The sequence below is a fragment of the Candidatus Mancarchaeum acidiphilum genome, from assembly GCF_002214165.1.
Taxonomy (GTDB): domain Archaea; phylum Micrarchaeota; class Micrarchaeia; order Micrarchaeales; family Micrarchaeaceae; genus Mancarchaeum; species Mancarchaeum acidiphilum.
This window is the reverse complement of record NZ_CP019964.1, coordinates 63412-83033: the sequence shown is the minus strand read 5'-3', so window position 1 is coordinate 83033 and position 19622 is coordinate 63412. Positions and strand designations below refer to the sequence as shown.

Genomic DNA, 19622 nt, shown 5'->3' with positions numbered 1-19622 from the left:
TAATAATAGGACAGCTAAATTTATAGTGGTTTTGTGATTATTTATGGCAAGTTCAGATTGTAAAGGAAGTGATAGGATAAAGCGGATGCTCGGTAAATATGGATTGACAGATTTCCAAAAGCGAGTTCTCTTGTTTGTGTGTACCATACCTAAAGGTAAAACAATGTCTTATAAGGAAGTAGCCGTTGCAATAGGCCATCCTAATTCTTATAGGGCAGTTGGCACCGCATTGAAGGAAAACCCTCTTCCTATATTAATACCTTGCCACAGGGTAATAAGGGCAGATGGAAAGTTGGGGGAATACAGCAACGGAGGCACTGATGCCAAAAGGAGAATTTTGAAAGAAGAGGGCTATATAGGCAAGCCAGCAGCATAATGCTGCTGGCACACCACACCATATCCAAGCTTGAGGTTATCTGTCATCAGTATTCAGAATAACTGTCTTCGTCAATGAATTTGCTGGCGAATTTGTTTATTATTTTCATTTTTTCTGCACTGAACCCTTTGTATATCTGAATGCCTTTTTCGGTCAAACGGAGCGCTTTCCCTTTTTCGCCTTTTGCCGCAAAATCCACTAGCCCCTTCTCCTTTAAGCGCCTTAAGTCATACCACATAGAGCTTTTTGGAAATCCATACATCTCGCTTAAGTAAGATACGAAGCTTGAAGCACTGTCTATATCATCCAGACCTATCTCTATTATAGTCAATTGCTCTTTTTCAGGAAGTTTAGACGGTTGTACGACTAAAACCTCCTTATCAAACTCTAAACTAGATACCATCCGCCTCACATAAACCACCAAAAAATTAATAATTTATGCAGGCAGATGGAGGATGTATGACTTATTGACTGTGTTAATGCAAAGAATAGCTGTGTGGTATCTGTCAGGGCTACCGCTAAACATGGAAGACCAAGATTTTACGGCAAACATGTTACCCTTTTCCACAATATCACATCTAATCAATTTTCGAGTCCAATCCTCAAAACCTTATTTATAACTGAATAATATTATTTAAACTTAGGTATTTAAATTTATTGTACAAGTTCTTAGTTCCACGTAGTATTTTTAACGTGGAACCTTACAAACTACATACAGCGGATCAACTCTTGTCATCTGCTTTTTGGGTAGTGCTGTTAGCACTGCCTAAGCTTTTCAGCAGGTAGAACACAATACCCAAACCTTTTTGTGTATCCTTATCTCCCAGTTCATGTAACATACCGGTCAAACCTTTTACCGGAGGGATTGTGCCGTTTTCCATATAGGTTAGAGCGGAGCTTAGCACATCTAGGTATTTTGGAATCGCGCTTAAGTCTAATTTACTTAATGAATTTAGAATGGGTTTTGCATTTGCTATAAGGTTCATTGTGAAGTCGTTTGATATAAGCCCCATAACCGCATTTATGACCTCGTCGTCTTTTAGCATCCCTATTACTGGATCCAGTAAGCCTACTTTCTGCAAAGCTGAAAGTATTGTTGCGAGATTTGCAATTGCGCTCATGGTGTCTTTATCCGCGATAATTCCAACCAGCGGCCTTAGCTGGTCCGCTTTAGCCCTTAATGCTACTGCTTCGTCACTCTTGATTAAAGTAGATATTGATTCCATGGTGTCTTCAGTGTCTAATACTTCGCTCATATAGTCAAGCATTCCAAGATCGTCAAGCTTCTTTATCATCTTGAGAGCTTTGGTAATGCTAGGTGCATATTCAGGATCAAAAGAGTTTTCAGAATTTACAGGATTATTTTTCAACATTATAGCTCACCCACTTCCTAGATATTTATCAAGAACCATATCCCCATTGGTCCACATAAAATACTTAGCGAAAAGCTCTTTCTTTATATGATTTGCAGGAGATGCCTGCACTATGCTCTTATCCCCCCCATAGAGTGTTGTGTCATCGATTGATATCGCTGTATTCTCCAATGGGTTGTCTGCTATGCATATGATATCAGGTGCATACGAATCTATCTTTGTTGGCACTCCAAGCCTGTTGGCCAGATCCTGCATTGCTATCCTTGCAGTTTGCGTTGCAAGTGCTCCAAGCTTTGGAACAGTCATCTGGTTTGAATCGCCACAGGAGTATACATTTGGATAATTTAGGGACCTCATATGCTCGTCTGTCACCATGAATCCACCATCGTCAAACAAGTCCGAGGTCGAATTCTTGACTACATCGTTTGCCTCATAAGGTGGAAGTATTATTGCCAAGTCCGCTTTTATCTCCTTTCCGTCATCGCTTATGATTTTGTCCTTATCTATCTCTTTTATCTTGAAATTCCAGACCATGTCGAATCCTTGGTTTGAGTACATTGTTTTTACTATGTTCCTAGATTCCTTTGATATATCTGTGAGTATCTCTTCACCAGGAGAGAAAATTGTTATGTGTGTTTTATCCAAAACACCCTTTTTCTTAAGGAATGGAGGTATCATCAGTGACAGTTCAAATACCGGTCCTTCACATGCTGAATCTATCTTGGTTGACCAATTCTTTGGATAGTTGCCTCTGGGTGTCAATGTTCCTTGGTAAAATAATCCCGATCCTATGGCTATATTGCCGCCTTCAAATTTTTCCAACCTTGCATATAGAGCTTTTGCCAATTCTGGCTCGCATGCGCTTGCACCATATTCATTCCATCCTTTGATATGTTCTATTCCGAGTTTTGCCCCGAGCGCAAATACTAGGTAGTCATATTCTATTGCTTCGTCCTCCGTATCTTTTGTTGAATAGCTTACCTTATTGCTCTTGGCATCTACTCCGGTTACCCTTCCCAATATGAAGTTTATCCCTTTTGCGGTTAATGCAGAATTCAAGTCAACTTCGTAATCTTCTGCCTTTGCAATTCCTATACCCACGTGCAGCATGTTTGGCCTAAAGGCAGAATACGGAGTATCATTTATCAATGTTACATCTATACTGTCTCCAAGCAGCCTCTTTGCGGTATATGCAGCAGTCAAACCTGCAAACCTTCCCCCTAAAACAAGCAGTCTTACCATATTACCATACCACTTGTTAATGGAATAGTAACTATTTAAGCATTGGGATAATGGTTATGCAGATAACCTACCTGCATGCTCTCTTATTGATTATGTAGTCATATGCTATCCTTATTGTTTCTGCTTCGTCCTTGAATTCTATTTTCTCCAATGCCTCCTTGTAGCCAAGCCATTCATATCCTACATGCTCTTTGGAAATTTTAACCTCAATGGCAGGATTAACTTTAGACATAAAGAACATGACAGATTTTTTTATTTCAGAGTTGCCATTCGCAAAAGTGTACGTGTCTATGTAACTAAAGTCAGGATCCATGGATTCCACCTTTATCCCAGTCTCTTCAAAGGTCTCTCTTATTGAAGCTTGCATCTCTGTTTCTCCCTTCTCTATATGGCCCTTAGGCATATCGAGCCATCCTTCTGCACGCCTTAAGAATAAAAATACCGGGGATCCACTAATGCACTTATATATTATTATGCCTCCATCATCCATATGTTCCATTGCCTGCACCATCTATTATTTTATAAGCCGCACAAATATATCTTCCCTTATTGCTATTGCCATTTATGGTGTTGTATATTAATGAGTCAAACCTGTTTTGTATTGGTAAATCGATATTGCAACTTGTAAAGTTTTTTGTGGTTGCTAACAGGTAGTTTATAGTGACGTATCTGCTCTGGTTTTCTTCACTGATCTTATATGGTATTGACAGGAGATTTGAGTAAAAAACTGTACCGTTTGATACCTCCTTAGCATAGTGAAGAGTGATTCCGTTGTTCAGAATAACACTGCTGCTTTTGATGGTTTTTGTATTTCCGAGTTTGAGGATTGTCGGAACAGATAAGCCTGCTTCGTCATAGGATAACGCATTTATTAGGGAGTTATTGGAAAATGTCTTGTTTGTCATTGTGAAAATTTCCAATGGCTCGCTTCCTGCAGACCCGTTAACCTGGCCTACGTATAGTATGGTCATATTTGACGCCTCCAAGGGCTGCATAAACTGGACTTCGGACATGTTTGGCACAGCACTTGCAAATGAGATTGGATTGTGCTGTACTGAAGATGTTATCGGATAAGACAAGAAAATGCCAATTATAGAGATTAAAGCAATTACAATAACCATGTATCCGCTTCTAATCAAAGAATTCTTTAGATTCTGGAAATTTGTTTTGGATTTGTTATTATTCAACTTTGGTATGCTCATCCCAAACTTTGACGCCACAAGTATCATGACTATTATAACTATGTCAAATATTAGTTCTCCGAAGAACAAGTGCAAAGTTAATATCGCTGCACTCAATCCATAGTATATCCAAATCAAAGATATTAGAAACATCCTGAAAAAATTAAGAAGTAGGAGGAACACGACCGAGACCACTATCCACAAGGCTCTGTGAGACAGCTTGCCATTGTAAAGATAACCTAAGGGCAGCATAAACATCATAATAGATACGAAAGCTCCTATATCCGCACATGTTGATGCGATTGATATTTGATATCCTAGAGGTGAAGTTATGACAAGCCCGACTCTTACCAGATTTGGGTCGAATAACTTTATTCCAGAGAATATCAAGGATGCATTAAGATACGTAAACGCCAGATTCTCTTTTAAAAGAGGGAGCAGCAGGACAGGGGATGCAAAAAGAGAGTATATTATTACAAACTTGAACTTTTTTATGTTCTTAGAGCCGAATATTATAGAAGTAAGTGATATAATTACTAAAGGCAGGAGCAGTGCGTCTATTCTATATGACATAAACCCAAATGACATTGCGGCTCTGGCATAAGCAAATACAGTCAAATACAGGATGAATACCGCAATCCCTATTGCATAATCATACCATTTCCTGCTTATGTGTATGTCTTCTTTAATGCTGAACAGGATCGTTAGGGGAAGCATAAGCATTACTACTATTATGTAGCTTGCTTGGTTTGTATCCGATATCACAAAAGATGTTGATATTATTGAGCTCAGTTCTATGATTAAAAATGAGATGAGTAGGACTATAATCCCAAATAATTTGTTCGTTTTGTAGTCAATATCGCTTTTCATTTCCAACACTTAGTCCTCAGCCGATATGGGTATCATCACAATTCAGCAGTTACTCTTTTCTTCATAGGACTTATATTATTTAGGATTATAAAATATATACATTTTGATTGTTAGATTATATGTTAATGAAATCAGCAATTGTTATTTCGTTTGCAAAAGGGTTTTTATGAGGTTTAAAAAATTTGAGTACCAATCGCACACTGCGGATGTGGAATTCCTAGCTTATGGGAGAAGCTTTGAAAAGGTGTTGGGCAATTCTATACTGGCAATGGCCAATACAATAGCAAATACTAGAAGGATCAATGCAGATGCAAGAAAATGGGATTCCATAAAGGTCTACCACATAAAACTGACAGAGAGATCTGAAAAGGGCTCTTATCTCGATTTATTGTGGTATGTTCTTCAAGACGCGCTTTCTATAGCTGATTACAGGGGCCTTTTCATATTCAGGGTGTCTTCCATTGAAATGCATAATGGAAAAACCAAGGATAATGTAAGAGTGGAGCTTGATGCTGTGAAAAAGCAGGACAAGTACTCATACATAGAGGTCAAGGGAGTATCCAAGTACAACATGTCACTAAAGTTTGCAGATGGAGTTTACAAAGCAGATATAGTAATTGATGTCTGACAAGGCAATAAAATACTGCATAATTTATGCTACCTAAATTTTCAGAAGCCCTAGCTTTTTGGCTAATCCTTCAAAAACAAGGTGTTTCTTCTTGGGGCTTAATTTAAAAACCGTTTTCATTATCGCATAATCCGTAATTGTAAGTATATAGTTAAGTTTTATTACACTGTCCTGGTTGCTTGTTCCTATGTAAATATGCGTACCACACCATTTGAAGATTTGTAGTTATTCCTGCTATAATTATATTTCATAATTCCTCCGATAACACCAACGCAGGTATGATCTTTGGACCTTCTATATCTGTGACATCCTCCCACCCGTAAACGGTGTGGACTTCCTCTGCGTCATGCAATCACTGCATCCAACAAAGGATGTGTTTTATCGGTTCTCAGTTCCTCGAAGACTGCCTCCTGTTGAGGTCTTACATTTTCTCCCTGAGTGTGACTTCCCCTCTGTCCGAGGGTAGCTCTATTGAGTATGTTTATCGATGCGTTTATGTCTCTGTCCATTTCCAGTCCGCAGATGTTGCAGCAGTATATTCTGTCCTTGAGAGTCAACTTCTCCTCCCCTCTCTTTATATAATGACAGCTGCTGCATTCCTGCGTCGTGTCTCTTGGGTCAAGATTTAGGATTGTCCTATTATAAGTCTCTCTGGAGTATTTCTTTATTTGCTTAAGTGCCTTAACAACGGATTTATTTAGTTGCATAGTGGTTGTTTCTTGTGAAATTGTATAACACCTATAGTCAATATATAATATGTTATGTTTAAGCCTTTTTCCTTTTGGATTTTTATATCGAGATATCGTTATATAGCTAACTATATTACGCGTACGATTGCTAAAGCAATATATCAGATATTGGCTTCTTGATTTTCTATTACTTGTATTTCTTCTATTACTTGTATTATTTGCTATCAGGCAGCACAGTGTCACATATCAAAATAAATAGCTTGACGATTAGGATTGATTGTAAAGCACAAGCGCCCGGAGTAGGGATCGGACCTACGACCTACTGATTAACAGTCAGTCGCTCTACCACTGAGCTATTCGGGCTTAAAAAACTTGAACGGCTCTGCCAAATTCACAATCCTGACGTGTATTAAGTTATCGGTAGAAAAGTTATTATTTATTTCTATGCTGTCAGAGTTATAATCATATTTAAAGAATCCATTGTCCTCTTTTAACATCTCTTCTGGAAGCTTTGAGAAGAAAAATGTGCTGTTATCGCTGCCATTCATTAGGTTGAATGTTCCTATATAAGGCTTCTTGCCATAATTGAAAAGGTAAATCTTCCCTATGGAGTTGTCATCTGAAAAACGATTGATTGCGGCTATCAGCAGTGCTTTATAGGATTCAATTTCAACCATGTTGACCGATCCCTGCTTTAGCTCTGATTCCTTAAAAGGGTTTGATAGCATGCTAGCTATGCTTATTATATAGTTGTTGTACATGTCAGTATTGTCCTTTTTTGACGACATTTCAGGCTCCAAATCTTTCACTGGGTTGTATATTATGAAATTGCTTATTTTATCCGTATCATAATAGTATAGTATCTCAGTTTCATTTATCCTTTCGCCCTCGGCTATAAGCCTGTATCTCTTCCCTTCCTTCATGGATATTGAAGAGAGGAAGTTCCTGCTGAAGTCACATGACGACTTGACAAAATCCTTTAATGAAGCCAATTTTACATATGCTACTTTCATCTGCTTCTTTTTATTTGAATTTTTATCTGAATTCTTTTTGGGCATTTTACATCACTTTAACTAAAACCCCAATCAGGTACATTACAGCATCGACTGGGGCATATATTATTGGGAACAATACGGATCCTGATCCTATTGAATTATAATCTGTAAACAACGTGCTTCTTGCGGTTACACTTATATTCTCTGATTCGTATACTTCGGGGCTGGTAGCCGACCTAACGTATAATGACATTGTGTATATTCCTGGTGCATCTACTTTCACGGGATAAGCGAATTCATTGCTGCTTCCATGCTTTGATATTACTGATTGGGTAAAATTCCAGCCAGGCACGCCTGTTGATCCTATTATGAATGGATTATCTGAAACTCCTGTATTGTTTATTATAACGTAAACTATACTTGCCTGCAGAGGGTTTATTTTTATGCTGGTATAAGGTAGATACAACTTTATAACATCTTTGGAGACATTTATTTCTGCATGTATTTTTGGCTCTCCTATGCCTGCTATGTCCCCAGAGTTAACTGCTTCTAATGTGAAATTGTAAATTCCGTAACTTGCATTTGAAGCTGCTTTTATCTTTACCGAAGGCTCATTTATATTGTAGGAGGAATTTTCTACCACCCACCCCTTTGGCAATCCATATGCTACAAAATGGTTCCATCCTAAGTTTATGGATTTATTATTTTTATTTAGGGATGTTGAGGATATAGTTACGTAGAATGTTTGCCCTGGTGCGACTTTGCCAAGGTAAACACTGCTGTTCGCATATAAGATACTGCTGTATGGTTCAATCATTCTTACATAGGAGGGCTGCAAAGATGAGTTTTGGGCTGATTGCGCTGATATATATCCTAAACCTGACATTACCAGCAATGCGAACATCAATACAATCAATTTTTTCATTATATCACGAGACCGATAAGATTCTTTTTTGATTTTTTATAATTTACGTATATTTAATTGTCAAATAGGCAACTTCCTGCTTTATGTATGGCCTATCAGAATTTTCCATTGTATAATTTAAAACTACATAACCCTTAAAGATATTTCCTAATTTTCCTGTAGCTAAAGAGCTTTTCCCACCATAGCATTTTGCTTCTAACGTTGTGTAATTATCGCTATATTCAATGCCCCCATTTGGGATTTCATAACCGTTGGGATAGAATTGAGGGGATGCAGCAGGGCCTGTAATATTTATGTTTCCGTATAGAGGAATTTGGTTGGTTGCGTTCTCCAATAATGTGGTGCAAGCAATCCCATTTATCCTTATCGTGCTTCCTGTTACCTGAAGTATGCGCATTATTATAGTCCCATTGGTTGATAGCAAGGAAGGAAGGCACTCAAATCCCGGAGAGGGGGTACAAGAGGTTGGAGTTATACTTGGCGAGAATATTCCAGATGTAAAAATTATGTAGATGGCTATTGCTATTACTAAAAATGCTATTCCATAGGACACCAAGAAGTCCAATGCCGCCTGAGATCGCTTGTACATTTATTTCTCTTCCCCTTTATCGTTGTTTACCTTCCCTACTCTAAGCTTTATACCGTTTGCATCCCTTGTTATTATAACATCAAGATCCTCCCTTCCAAACAGTTTTTGCAATTCGTCATATGTGTATGAACCCAAATCCCCGCTTTTCTGGTCCTTGCCTATCAATATTTTTTCTCTTCTCTCCTTAATCAGCTCTTTTGGAGCTTCACGATATGTCAATGCAAGTTTTGGGATTTCGTTAGACTCGAATATGTTGTCCAGATTAAGGTCTATCTGCCTGTATCCTATATCCTGGACTACAAAGGTAAGCACTGCATTAAATTCCTTTTGGGCAGCCTCTACTGCCTTGTTAACGTCGTCTTCCATGCCTGCTATCACAAAGGAGTCGCTATTAAGGAAACCAACGAATAGGTCTTTGTTCTTTATTAGGTCTTGAAGCAGCTGGGATATTAACCTCAATAATATTATGGCAGAGTGCTCTCCGAACCTATTTGCATAAGGCCCAAGGTTCTCAATGCTCAATGTACCTATCTTGTACTTCTCACCTTGCTTAAGTGACCTTTCCAGCTCTGCTGATATCCTCTCTTCGTCCGGCAAATCTATCAGTGGATCAAAGCGCTTTCCCTTTTTCTTCAAGAACAAAGTCACCAGTGTGCGCAATTCAAGAGGATCAAAAGGCTTCTTTATGTAATAATCAGCCCCGTTCTTTATTCCTTTAAATCTATTGCTTGTAGGGTCCATGGCAGAAACAAGGATAACTATTGCTGAAGATAGTTCAGGATCACTCTTAACCCTTTCACATATCTGCATTCCGTCTATTACTGGAAGCATTAGGTCAAGTATTATGAGATTTGGGTGTATCTTTTTTATTAGTCCTAATGCTTCACCTCCATCGTATACTTGTGTAATGTCGTACCCCTTTCCTATTGATATTGACATTAGCTTGTTTATGTTTTTATCATCCTCTACTATCATTATTTTGCTTATTCTCGGTTCATCATATAAAGAGTAGTAGGTCATTATCCCGCCACTGCTCCTTGATATTATTTTCTTGTCGTTTTCAAGATTCTTCAAAGTTTTGTCAAGTTCCGAATCACTTATCTCCTTTTCAAGTGCATCTTTTATATCATGGTAAGCTATCTGCTGGTTGGTATTTATAACATTTAACACTTCATCATAATGTGAGCTCTTCTTGTCAGAATTAGTCTCTTCTCCTATGTTGGCCAATATTATCACCTTTACAAAAGATAATAGCTTTGCATTTATAAAAACATTTCTATTTGCTATATGGCAATGTTTTGCTCGTATTAACACATAAATTTAATTTGATTCTTTCTTGCATTGGTATAACGAAATGTATTTATAGTTATATAGATAATCTTTTTCTGTATTCATTTCTAATTGATGGTGCATTTATGGTTGATAAAAAAGAAAGCGATGCTGACAAATTGCTAAATAATCGCAATCCCACTAAAGTTAAAAAGGGTCAGAACAAGCTTGGATCGCCAAAGCTTAAATCAAAGAATAAATACAATAATATGACTTATGGAATCGCAATTCTAGTTGTGTTGATAATTATTATAGTAATTGCAGTCGCAGCATACTATAATACCGGGGTTTACAAGGGAAATGTGACATTATCAATAGGCACTTCAAAAGGGATTGTTTACAGTATAAATAATTCTGAATATTCGATATACCTTTATAGCACAAACTCAAAATCCAATACTGCTGATGTTTATATTACAAAATCCCCTATATTCATAAACAAGCCTATCGAGGTGAATCTTCCTGTTGGTACATTAGTACATATAAATACATCAGGAAAATATGCAAACCTAATAATAAAGATGACCAGTGTTAGCAGTGACAATGCGACACTAAATATATATCCCGTCAGCCCAAGTTTGGGTATATCTCCTGATTATTCCCATATAACTTATAATGCAACATTCGGCTGAGATTAAGCCTTATTTGAAGCCTTGTTCTTGTAGGTTATCGGAAGAGTAAACCAGAATTTAGTGCCTTTTCCTAGTTTGGAGTCAAAACGTATCTTGCCGCCATGAAGCGATACTATATCTTTTGTTATTGCTAATCCTAGACCTGTTCCAGTTCCATCCGGCTTTACTAGCCCTCTTTTAGGGGCTTGGTAGAATTTCTTGAATATTTTCCTTTTGTCCTCGTCACTTATCCCTATCCCGGTATCATTTACCTCAAATTGAACTGATTTGCGTGATTTCTTGAATATCTTTACTGTGATCCCACCTGATTCAGTGAACTTGATTGAATTCCCTATAAGATTTACCAATACTTGTATAAGCCTGTTTAAGTCGGCATCTATATTTGGCACATCATAAGCTATATCCCAAGTAAATGACAATCCCTTGTTCTTAGCTGCTTCCTCCATGGACTTTATGCTAGGGTTTGAGTAGAGCTCCTTTAGGTTAACCTCTCTTACATCCAGCTTTACCTTGTCTGCCTCCAACTTCGCCGCATCGAGGACTTGTGATATTATGAGCATAAGCCTATCAGATTCTTCAAGTATTGTATCTAGATAACTGGCTTGGTCTTCATTGATCTGTCCGAATTCTCCGTCTTTCATCAGCTTGGCAAATCCCTTTATATTTGTCAGAGGGGTCTTAAGCTCATGGGTTATGTCATATATGAACTCTGACTTTAGGTCACTTGCACTCTTGAAGTGCTTTGCTTGGATATCTGATTTGTGAAGTTTGCTCTCCATGTCTTGGAGCTCCCTTTTAGTCTCCAAGCTATGTATTATTAAAATATATTTTTGGCTGGATTTGTCATCAATCCTTCTTATTGAGTAAATTACAGGTATTGAATCTCCATCCCTTTTTATCATGTTGGAGCTTATCGAGTTTATCGGCTCCCCTTTGCGGATAAATGAGAAATTTGTATCGAAAGTTTCTAAATCTCCCTCGTAGTATATCGATTTTATTTCCTTTCCTATTAAGCCGGATTTATCCGGATAACCAAGGTTTTTTACAGTGGGATCATTGCAGTCTTCTATATAGCCAAATTCATTAACCTTTATTATCATGTCCGTTGTTGTGTTTATGAAATCGTCTAAGGTATTATCAAGGTTTTCTGCATACAGCTCTTTCTCTATGTTGGTTATCATCGCCGCATAGCCCATTGAACATTTTTCTATTGATATCCTCCCATTTATTGACTTGTTTGGGAATTCAATTTGCAAGGTAGATTTGAAGGACTGCTGATTTTTTAGAGACTCGTCAATCAGCTTTCCATTAGCCTCTCCTACGAAGCTATTTAGGTTTTTTCCGGTCAACAGGTCATGTATCTCATTGAACTTGTCATATAGAGATCCTGCAAAATTTCTTATATCCAATTTATCGTCCAATATTAGAATCAAGAATTGGTTTTGCAGGTTGATTGCGGAATTTATAGAGCTAAGTAGTTCATGCTCTGATTGATCGATTAATGTTATATGTATCAGAGAATCCCTTATCTTGTATGAGTTTATTCTAACAGGTTTGCCATTTTTTATTGCTTTCTGGATGTATTTTCCATCTGTAAGATCATACAGGTCCGAAAAGTTCACCCCTATTGCGCTTGCTATTTTCTTGTCCTCTGGATAACTTCCTATTAGATTTACGAATTGCTTATTGAACTTCAGGATATCTCCTGCTGAGTTGACTAATGCCTGAGGGACTGATGAGTTAAATGATGCATCAAAGTAGCTTGTTATCCGCTCTACTTTCTTCTTTTCAGAACTATAATACAAGTTAAGACCAAAAAGGGTGACGCTCAACTCTATAAGGCTTGATATGTCTGGGGTGAATTTATTTGGATGTGTGGAAAACAGGTTTACTTCTCCTATAACCCTATTGTCCACCTTTATTGGTGCAATAAGACAGCTGCTATACCCATTATTGCGGTAGTTAAGCAATTCGGGGAATGCAGAATACTCATTTATTTCGTTGTCTATGTAACTTTTCTTCGTGTTGGAAATGTAAGCTTCAAGTGAGCTTTGGTTGAATCTTTCAGTATCAAACATCTTTACAGTTATATTCTCTATGCCAAACATCCTGGAAAGATAGTCCTTTAAACCATACTCAGTATCTGTAGTATTTGTAAGATTGATCATGTCTGCCAGAAATTTGTTTATGAATATATCTTCCACCATATTAAACACGATTATAGATTTGAGAAATGCGCTAATTACAAATAGTTATATTAAATTTTTATACCTTTATTTTTTAAGGTAGTTTTATGGAATTTATTAATATATCAGATAGCATATTCAAAGTAGATGGCAGGCTTGCGACGAAAAATCTTATAACCGGTCACCGTGTATATGGAGAGGAACTAATACAAAAAGACAATATAGAATACAGGCTCTGGAATCCTTACAGGAGCAAATTGGCAGCCGCAATACTGAAAGGGCTTAAAACCATAGCGATAAAGGGAGGTACACACGTGCTTTACTTGGGTGTGTCAACAGGGACTACCTCGAGCCATGTTAGCGATATAATAGGCGCTAATGGAAGACTGTATGGTGTAGAGATATCGAAAAGGAGCATGCGTGAATTTTTGAATCTGTGTGAACTGAGGCACAATATGCTTCCCATATTGAGCGATGCTATGGCAATAGATAATTACAAAAATCTCGTAAAGGAGGAAAGCTGTGATGTGATATACCAGGATGTCTCCGCAAGAGACCAATCAGGTATACTGAAAGCAAACAGCATTTTCCTAAAAAAAGGCGGCATTGCTTACTTCATAATAAAATCACAAAGCATTGATGTCGGCAGGAAACCTGAGGATGTTTTTGAAGACGAGCTTCGAAAACTAAAAGATGTTTTTGACATAGTGGAAAAGATAGACATTAATCCATTTGACAAGCTTCATATGTTTGCCGTTCTAAAGAAGAAATAATCAGCCGGAAGTAAATATAAAATCGTACTTGCCTTCGCTTATCTTATCTAGCCGGCAGTAACCGAATTTTTCAAATAATACTATATCCCCAACTTTTAATTCGGTTGCATATCCTTCAGCATATCCTTCCACGTATTTGATGCTTTCTGGTATATAATTTTCGGCTTTGTCTACTATTTCTCCAGGTATTAGAATAGAACTTGCAGCCTTCCCGTTGTAAGGTGTCCATGTTATTATTTTATCGAAATGTTCTTTGCCGTCCAAGGCTTTGGCGGTTACTTTCTTGTCTTCTATTGATACCAGCTGCAGATTTATAAAATCCTTTAGCTTTACCGTGCTGCCTATTGCTAGATCGGAAATTGAATTTTTTGATATGTAAAATTTATCGTCTTTGGGGTACTCCCTGTATGCTGGATTTTGCTTGTCGTTAGGGTTGAGTTTGAGTTTTGGTGCTGCATCAATTCCATCTACTTGTAGCTCGAGTGGATTGGAGATGAAAAATAGGTGGGGCACTGTTGGCTCTAATATCCTCTTGTTTTCTGATAAAAGCATATCCATCTTTACTGTTGTATCATTTCTGCTCATTCCAAATTTAAGGATGAAATTCTTTATAGCTTCGGGCAGTATTCCTCTTCTTTTCAATGCAGATATCGTGACTAACCTTGGGTCATCCCACTCCTTTATGTATCCCTTGTTTATAAATTCCCTTATAAGTCTTTTCTTCGTTATAGTCCCCTCTATATTCAGCCTTGCTTCATAATGGATGCGTGGTTGCCTTAACCCCAAACATGAAATTAGTTTTTTGTCTACTGAATCCCATACCTCGTACTCTTTGCTTCTTATCGCATCGGTTATGCCATTTATAGAATCTAGGATTGGTGTATTCATATGGTAAGTCGGCCAAACTGAATACTTTGTGCCTTGCCGGTAATGGGGCGCTTTATTTATCCTAAATAATGTTGGGTCCCTCATCGCAGAATTTTCTGATTTCATATCTCCCTTAAATCTAACTATCAGCTTTCCTCCTTCCACATCGCCACTTATCATCTTTTCGAAAAGCTCCCTATTTTCTTCTGTGGGCCTTAGCCGATCTTTGCATTCGATTCCATTGCGCCGATTATTGTTGATTTCTTCAGGGCTGCAGCCGCATACATATGCGTTGCCATCAGTAATAAGTTTCCTCCCGTAATCGTATATCTTATCTATGTTGTCGCTTGCATAGTATTCTTTGTCAAACTTTATCCCTAGCCAGGCAGTGTCCTCCTTTATGCTTGAGATATACTGCTCCTTGCATTTTTCTGGATTCGTATCGTCCCAGTAGAGGTATATTTTGCCGTCGTAAAGCTTTGATATTTCGTCGCTCAATATGCACTGTTTGGCATTTCCTATATGTATATATCCACCGGGTTCTGGAGGAAATCTGGTAATAACGTTGCCTTTCTCGGCACCTTCTATTTTTATATTTGCTTTTGATGTGGTTTCTAACTTCTCTTGGTATTCTTTTTCGAATATGTCAGCATATTTAGAATATTCTCTATTAATATCCTCTTTGCTCATTGCATTGACGGAATTGACTACCTCATTTACTGTGTCCTTCAGCAATTGCATATCTTTCTTTGACTCTGGCACTTTTGATATTGCCTTGCTTAGTACACTCCCAAAATTAGCTTTTCCATAAGAAAATGCATTTTTAATTGCGTACTCGTAAACTATATCTCTTAGATTCACCATGAAGGTTACCTTGTTCATTCTATAGGTTTAAGCACCACTTGGTAAGGTTTGTCATTATCTGTAACAGTAGCTATTATACTTACTGGTATAGTGCTATTGACTGCTGATATTGAAACGTTATCTAGTGTGTATAAAGTAGTGGCGTTGAAGTATATCCCTATATCTCCATATTTTGACGAGTACGTCATTGGGACCGCATCAACCGTTATGGTTGGCTTTAGTATGATTTTATTGCCAAATTCTTTTCTTAATGATTCGGTTATATTATTTACGCTGCCGACTTTTATGATATCATACCCATTTTTAATTGGATACTCGTCATTTATTCCCAATGCAATAAAGGCAGACGCTAGATTGCTGTTTAAGCTGGTTAGGTTGGATGCACCTGTGACATTCTCATACACATATAATGAGGATGTATAATTTCCTATTATATTTACCAACGCATCTGATTTTAGTATGATTTCATTGCCAAACTCTTTTTTCAAAGTCTGGGATGCAGATACTGCACTTCCCGTTAATCTTAGATAATATCCATTTGGCAGGCTGGTCTCTCCATAGCTTGGTATTACATTTAGGGCTGATGACAAGCTGCTATTTAAAGAGGTTAATTTCGATGCATTAGTTACATCTGTGGTATTCTCATAGACGTATAGCGAAGAGGTATAATTCCTTATTATAGCATTTGCAGATCCAAAAAATGGCACAGGTTGTAATTTCACTGCAGATTTTGATGGGGCTGTAGGGGTTGTTGAATTGAAGTCGGAATTCAGATAAGAGCTTATGAATGTCATAGCTATGACTATTGATACAACCAACATTATGACTTTCTTGCTTTTTTCATTCATATGGCAATGCACCTAATAAGGGTTTACGACATTCTCTTATCATAAGTTTAAATATTTATAAATTTGTTCAATCCTGTATAACTCTTAGGATAATTCAATACATTTTTATAAATGCGATAATAAGATTTAAATAGGATGTCATAAGAATATTTATGACTTTAATTAATAAAAGTCTTTGTTTTGCAGCAAGTGATTAATATGAGTTTCAAGGAAAAAGATTTTGTAGAGATAAATTATACAGCGTATGATGCAGAAAAGGGAAACGTCCTATCGACAACTTACAAGGACAAAGCTAAAGAGGCAGATATTTACGATGAACATGTTAATTACGGGCCTACCTTGATAATATTGGGGTCGCATGCAGTCGTACCAGGATTGGAAAAGGAATTGATGAATATGAATGAAGGCGAATCTAAGACCTTCACGTTAGAGCCAAAAGATGCTTTTGGAGAGCGCAGGAAGGACCTTATAGGTGTAATGCCAATCTCCCAGTTCAGGGAGAATAAGATAGACCCACAGCCGGGAATGCAGATAAATCTCGATAATTCAGTAGCAACAGTGGTAAGTGTTGGCTCAGGCAGAGTAGTAGTTGACAGGAACCACCCGGATGCAGGAAAGAGCATCAAATATGAGGTTGAAGTTGTAAGACAGCTTAAGGATGAAAAAGAAAAGATAGAGGGGCTTGCAAAGACCTATAGTGTACAGCCATCGCGTGTAGAGAAGGAAGGTGATAAATTTGTGCTTTATTATGATCCAAAGTTCAAGAAGAATGCGGATTATTTTATAGGAAAGGCAAACGCTTTGTCGGCAATATTTGCTTATGTGGATGGGATCACTAAGATGAATGTGGTCGAGGAATACGAAAATTCTGCAGAAAGCAATGCAAGTGAGGAAAACAGCGACACAGAGCACAATGAAGAAGAAGCAAGCTAATTTCAGAAGTTGATTGATCCCTGAAAGGCAGGGATTTAATTCTTATTTTTATATATAAATCCAGTTTATAAGGGAAGAAATCCAATTCTTTAAATGCTTTAAAAATCAGTCCCTTATGCTAATTGCATATACCCCATTTGTTTTTATATTGGATGTTTTGGCCAATTCTGATTTATCTACATTTAGCATTATTATATAACCGCTCCATTTTGAAGTCAAATCATCAGAGCCACATATTGGGCACTTTGAGCTATGGCTGCTTATTATAAACTTGCAATTTCTACACGCTAATTCATCCATTTTCAATACCTCTTTTATTACTTTTTAGAAGATTTTGCTGCAACTGCTGGCTTTCCCCCCTTTGGAGATTCCTTTTTCTTTGATCCAGCCAAAATCCATTCAACCTTGCCCAATCCATACGGCTTCATGGTTAATGCTATCCTTGAATCCTTTATAGATTTCTTCATACTTATAGTTGATATCTTTGTGTATACAATATCGTCTTTCTTAAGCGACTTGCCGCTATTCTTTGATACAAATGAATTTACCTTCTTGTCCAATGAGATAAAATCGTCAGTTATCTGGGATACGTGGACTAATCCATCTATAGGCCCCATCCTTACAAATGCTCCAAAATCGACTAGCTCTGTAACTATTCCTATGTCTACTTCATCTACCTCTGGTTTGTATGTCAATATGCTGAAGTTCACTTTATGGTGTGTTGAAGCATCTCCAGGATATATTATTCCATCGCTGATGTCCTTGATTCCATAGATGGCCAGTACTATCCCAACATCAGGATCTAGCAGGCCTTCATATTTTTCCTGCAATATGTGTGTTGCCACCTTATTTATATCATTTCCGAATTCAGATGGAGGTAGCTTAAAATTATCAGTTACTGAGAAAACTTTATACATTTTTTCACCAAATTATTTTAAAAAGCATTTAATTGTAGACTTTTTGACTGTTATTTTTTCTGATTTTATCCTATTATAGATTTCTGTGTCGTTGGTAACTATTACCTGTCCAATGCCCTGGGTCTTATTTTCTAAGGCATGGTTGTATATCCATTGATCAACGTATTCATTATTGTTATATACTTTAACCTTTTTATTTTTAAGTATTTCTATGGCAGTTCTTGCCGCTATTGAATTCCCCCCATTTCCTTTTGATATTCCTTCTAATTCACGTATTACCCCTTTTGAAACACATATTTCAGCATTAGGGATTTCGCTATTTATACGGCTTATTATATCACATTTATTTCTGGCGCTGAATACCAATGAACTTGTATCTATTATTACTTCCATCAGCATATTATTTATAAGATACTATTAAATGCATTTTTATACACTAGATATTGATTTGATGGAATTTGGCAGTGATGATGAAAGAGAGAGATTTATATTAGGTAATTTCAAGGTTATAGCTGTTGTTGGCTGTTCACGGGAAGAAGGGAAACCTTCACATGATATTCCTAAATACATGCAGGAGGCGGGTTACAAGATAGTGCCTGTAAATCCTAATGCTGATGAGATACTCGGTGAAAAATCCTATCCCTCTTTGCTTGATATACCATTTAAGGTAGATGTCGTTGACGTCTTTAGGCCTGGATCTGAGGCATTGGAAATTGCAAAAGAGGCACATTCCATAGGCGCAAAAGCACTTTGGCTGCAGGAAGGCATATTCAACGAAAGTGCTGAGAAATACGCTGAGGATAATGGGATTCTATTTGTCATGAATAGGTGTATGATGAAGGAGCATGTTAGGCTTATAGAGGGAATAAATTAAATTACAAATTAAGGATTAGATTATTTTTCAGGATATGTCAATGATTGAATCTTTTTGATCCTGATATTCAGTTGCTCCATTAATACTGCTGCATTGTTTTTATCAGGATCTTTTGTTGCATATAAAAGGGTTATTGGGTCTGTTGTCATCGCTATATCCAATAATTTATCAAAAACGGGATTTGTTTTTAATTCACTTATATATCGTTTTTTGAATTCGGGCCACTTGTCTGGTTCATGGCTGAACCACTTCCTTAAATCATCACTGGGGCCAACATTTTTAAGCCATAAATCTATATTTGCACTGCTTCGCCTTACTCCACGTGGCCATAATCGGTCTACGAGTATCCTAGTTCCATCATGGATATCTATTCTATCGTATACCCTCTTTATTTTAATCATTGGTTTAATATAAATAATTAATATTTTTAAACTTACTGGTTAACCGGTTATCTTGCCTGAATTATCGCTCTATATGGTTTAGGCTTGCATTGATATCGGTAGTCACTCGTAAATAGAAAGTATTAAAAAT

General features: G+C 37.3%; 23 protein-coding genes and 1 tRNA gene. 6 read left to right on the top strand and 18 right to left on the bottom strand.

Annotated features, from left to right (window positions below):
* Positions 1 to 43 precede the first annotated feature (43 nt).
* Positions 44 to 376, top strand: a complete 333-nt coding sequence (locus Mia14_RS00550) for a methylated-DNA--[protein]-cysteine S-methyltransferase (protein WP_338025067.1) — start codon at positions 44 to 46, stop codon at positions 374 to 376.
* A 46-nt stretch (positions 377 to 422) separates the two neighbouring features.
* On the opposite strand, the gene Mia14_RS00545 is transcribed toward Mia14_RS00550, so the two are convergent.
* The 5 genes from Mia14_RS00545 to Mia14_RS00525 all read right to left on the bottom strand — a co-directional run bounded on the left by Mia14_RS00545 (position 423) and on the right by Mia14_RS00525 (position 5042).
* Positions 423 to 779, bottom strand: a complete 357-nt coding sequence (locus Mia14_RS00545) for a helix-turn-helix domain-containing protein (protein WP_088819621.1) — start codon at positions 777 to 779, stop codon at positions 423 to 425.
* A 319-nt stretch (positions 780 to 1098) separates the two neighbouring features.
* On the bottom strand, positions 1099 to 1749 hold the full coding sequence (locus Mia14_RS00540) for a helical membrane plugin domain-containing protein (protein WP_088819620.1): 651 nt from the start codon (positions 1747 to 1749) through the stop codon (positions 1099 to 1101).
* 6 nt (positions 1750 to 1755) lie between these two features.
* Positions 1756 to 2991, bottom strand: coding sequence for an NAD(P)/FAD-dependent oxidoreductase (locus tag Mia14_RS00535; protein WP_088819619.1), 1236 nt, complete (start codon positions 2989 to 2991; stop codon positions 1756 to 1758).
* 67 nt (positions 2992 to 3058) lie between these two features.
* The gene (locus Mia14_RS00530) at positions 3059 to 3490 is read right to left on the bottom strand and encodes a bis(5'-nucleosyl)-tetraphosphatase (protein WP_157891408.1); all 432 of its coding nucleotides are present in this window, start codon (positions 3488 to 3490) and stop codon (positions 3059 to 3061) included.
* Positions 3474 to 5042, bottom strand: a complete 1569-nt coding sequence (locus Mia14_RS00525; RefSeq protein WP_088819617.1) for an archaeosortase/exosortase family protein — start codon at positions 5040 to 5042, stop codon at positions 3474 to 3476. Before Mia14_RS00525 ends, Mia14_RS00530 begins: the two co-directional genes overlap by 17 nt.
* Positions 5043 to 5208: 166 nt before the next feature.
* Between Mia14_RS00525 and Mia14_RS00520 the strand changes: the two genes are divergently transcribed.
* A complete protein-coding gene (locus Mia14_RS00520) occupies positions 5209 to 5670 on the top strand; it encodes an archease (protein WP_088819616.1) in 462 nt (153 codons plus the stop codon).
* A gap of 344 nt (positions 5671 to 6014) precedes the next feature.
* On the opposite strand, the gene Mia14_RS00515 is transcribed toward Mia14_RS00520, so the two are convergent.
* The 6 genes from Mia14_RS00515 to Mia14_RS00490 form a co-directional block, all read right to left on the bottom strand.
* Positions 6015 to 6377: a zinc ribbon domain-containing protein gene (locus Mia14_RS00515; protein ID WP_088819615.1), complete on the bottom strand. Its 363-nt coding sequence runs from the start codon at positions 6375 to 6377 to the stop codon at positions 6015 to 6017.
* Positions 6378 to 6650: 273 nt separating this feature from the next.
* Positions 6651 to 6722: transfer RNA gene (locus Mia14_RS00510), tRNA-Asn, on the bottom strand.
* Positions 6713 to 7417 (bottom strand): hypothetical protein, encoded by a 705-nt coding sequence (locus Mia14_RS00505; protein WP_088819614.1) that lies wholly within the window; start codon positions 7415 to 7417, stop codon positions 6713 to 6715. The genes Mia14_RS00510 and Mia14_RS00505 overlap by 10 nt, the downstream gene beginning before the upstream one ends.
* Before the next feature lies 1 nt (position 7418).
* Complete coding sequence (locus Mia14_RS00500) at positions 7419 to 8279, bottom strand: COG1470 family protein (RefSeq protein ID WP_088819613.1); 861 nt, start codon at positions 8277 to 8279, stop codon at positions 7419 to 7421.
* Positions 8280 to 8322: 43 nt separating this feature from the next.
* Positions 8323 to 8868 (bottom strand): hypothetical protein, encoded by a 546-nt coding sequence (locus Mia14_RS00495; protein WP_088819612.1) that lies wholly within the window; start codon positions 8866 to 8868, stop codon positions 8323 to 8325.
* On the bottom strand, positions 8869 to 10095 hold the full coding sequence (locus tag Mia14_RS00490; RefSeq protein ID WP_088819611.1) for a response regulator: 1227 nt from the start codon (positions 10093 to 10095) through the stop codon (positions 8869 to 8871). It lies immediately after the preceding gene.
* A 188-nt stretch (positions 10096 to 10283) separates the two neighbouring features.
* Between Mia14_RS00490 and Mia14_RS00485 the strand changes: the two genes are divergently transcribed.
* On the top strand, positions 10284 to 10829 hold the full coding sequence (locus Mia14_RS00485) for a hypothetical protein (protein ID WP_088819610.1): 546 nt from the start codon (positions 10284 to 10286) through the stop codon (positions 10827 to 10829).
* A 2-nt stretch (positions 10830 to 10831) separates the two neighbouring features.
* Here Mia14_RS00485 and Mia14_RS00480 read toward each other — a convergent pair whose 3' ends face one another.
* The gene (locus tag Mia14_RS00480) at positions 10832 to 13036 is read right to left on the bottom strand and encodes a PAS domain-containing sensor histidine kinase (protein ID WP_088819609.1); all 2205 of its coding nucleotides are present in this window, start codon (positions 13034 to 13036) and stop codon (positions 10832 to 10834) included.
* Between the two features lie 86 nt (positions 13037 to 13122).
* On the opposite strand from Mia14_RS00480, the gene Mia14_RS00475 reads away from it, so the two are divergent.
* The gene (locus Mia14_RS00475) at positions 13123 to 13788 is read left to right on the top strand and encodes a fibrillarin-like rRNA/tRNA 2'-O-methyltransferase (protein ID WP_088819608.1); all 666 of its coding nucleotides are present in this window, start codon (positions 13123 to 13125) and stop codon (positions 13786 to 13788) included.
* Here Mia14_RS00475 and gltX read toward each other — a convergent pair whose 3' ends face one another.
* Positions 13789 to 15537, bottom strand: a complete 1749-nt coding sequence (gene gltX / locus Mia14_RS00470; protein ID WP_088819607.1) for a glutamate--tRNA ligase — start codon at positions 15535 to 15537, stop codon at positions 13789 to 13791.
* Positions 15534 to 16367 carry a hypothetical protein gene (locus Mia14_RS00465; protein WP_088819606.1) on the bottom strand — a complete coding sequence of 278 codons (834 nt, stop codon included), beginning with the start codon at positions 16365 to 16367 and terminating at the stop codon, positions 15534 to 15536. Before Mia14_RS00465 ends, gltX begins: the two co-directional genes overlap by 4 nt.
* Positions 16368 to 16565: 198 nt before the next feature.
* Here Mia14_RS00465 and Mia14_RS00460 point away from each other — a divergent pair, with 198 nt between their 5' ends.
* The gene (locus Mia14_RS00460; RefSeq protein WP_088819605.1) at positions 16566 to 17300 is read left to right on the top strand and encodes an FKBP-type peptidyl-prolyl cis-trans isomerase; all 735 of its coding nucleotides are present in this window, start codon (positions 16566 to 16568) and stop codon (positions 17298 to 17300) included.
* Between the two features lie 105 nt (positions 17301 to 17405).
* On the opposite strand, the gene spt4 is transcribed toward Mia14_RS00460, so the two are convergent.
* From spt4 to Mia14_RS00445, 3 genes are read right to left on the bottom strand one after another with little or no spacing between them, the layout of a single operon-like run.
* Positions 17406 to 17600, bottom strand: a complete 195-nt coding sequence (gene spt4 / locus Mia14_RS00455; RefSeq protein WP_088819604.1) for a transcription elongation factor subunit Spt4 — start codon at positions 17598 to 17600, stop codon at positions 17406 to 17408.
* Between the two features lie 17 nt (positions 17601 to 17617).
* Positions 17618 to 18217, bottom strand: coding sequence for a DNA-directed RNA polymerase (locus Mia14_RS00450; RefSeq protein WP_088819603.1), 600 nt, complete (start codon positions 18215 to 18217; stop codon positions 17618 to 17620).
* A gap of 12 nt (positions 18218 to 18229) precedes the next feature.
* Positions 18230 to 18610 carry a PIN domain-containing protein gene (locus Mia14_RS00445; protein ID WP_124216861.1) on the bottom strand — a complete coding sequence of 127 codons (381 nt, stop codon included), beginning with the start codon at positions 18608 to 18610 and terminating at the stop codon, positions 18230 to 18232.
* A 58-nt stretch (positions 18611 to 18668) separates the two neighbouring features.
* On the opposite strand from Mia14_RS00445, the gene Mia14_RS00440 reads away from it, so the two are divergent.
* Positions 18669 to 19091 carry a CoA-binding protein gene (locus Mia14_RS00440; protein ID WP_088820597.1) on the top strand — a complete coding sequence of 141 codons (423 nt, stop codon included), beginning with the start codon at positions 18669 to 18671 and terminating at the stop codon, positions 19089 to 19091.
* Positions 19092 to 19111: 20 nt separating this feature from the next.
* On the opposite strand, the gene Mia14_RS00435 is transcribed toward Mia14_RS00440, so the two are convergent.
* Positions 19112 to 19492 carry a DUF488 domain-containing protein gene (locus Mia14_RS00435; RefSeq protein WP_088819601.1) on the bottom strand — a complete coding sequence of 127 codons (381 nt, stop codon included), beginning with the start codon at positions 19490 to 19492 and terminating at the stop codon, positions 19112 to 19114.
* Positions 19493 to 19622 lie beyond the last annotated feature (130 nt).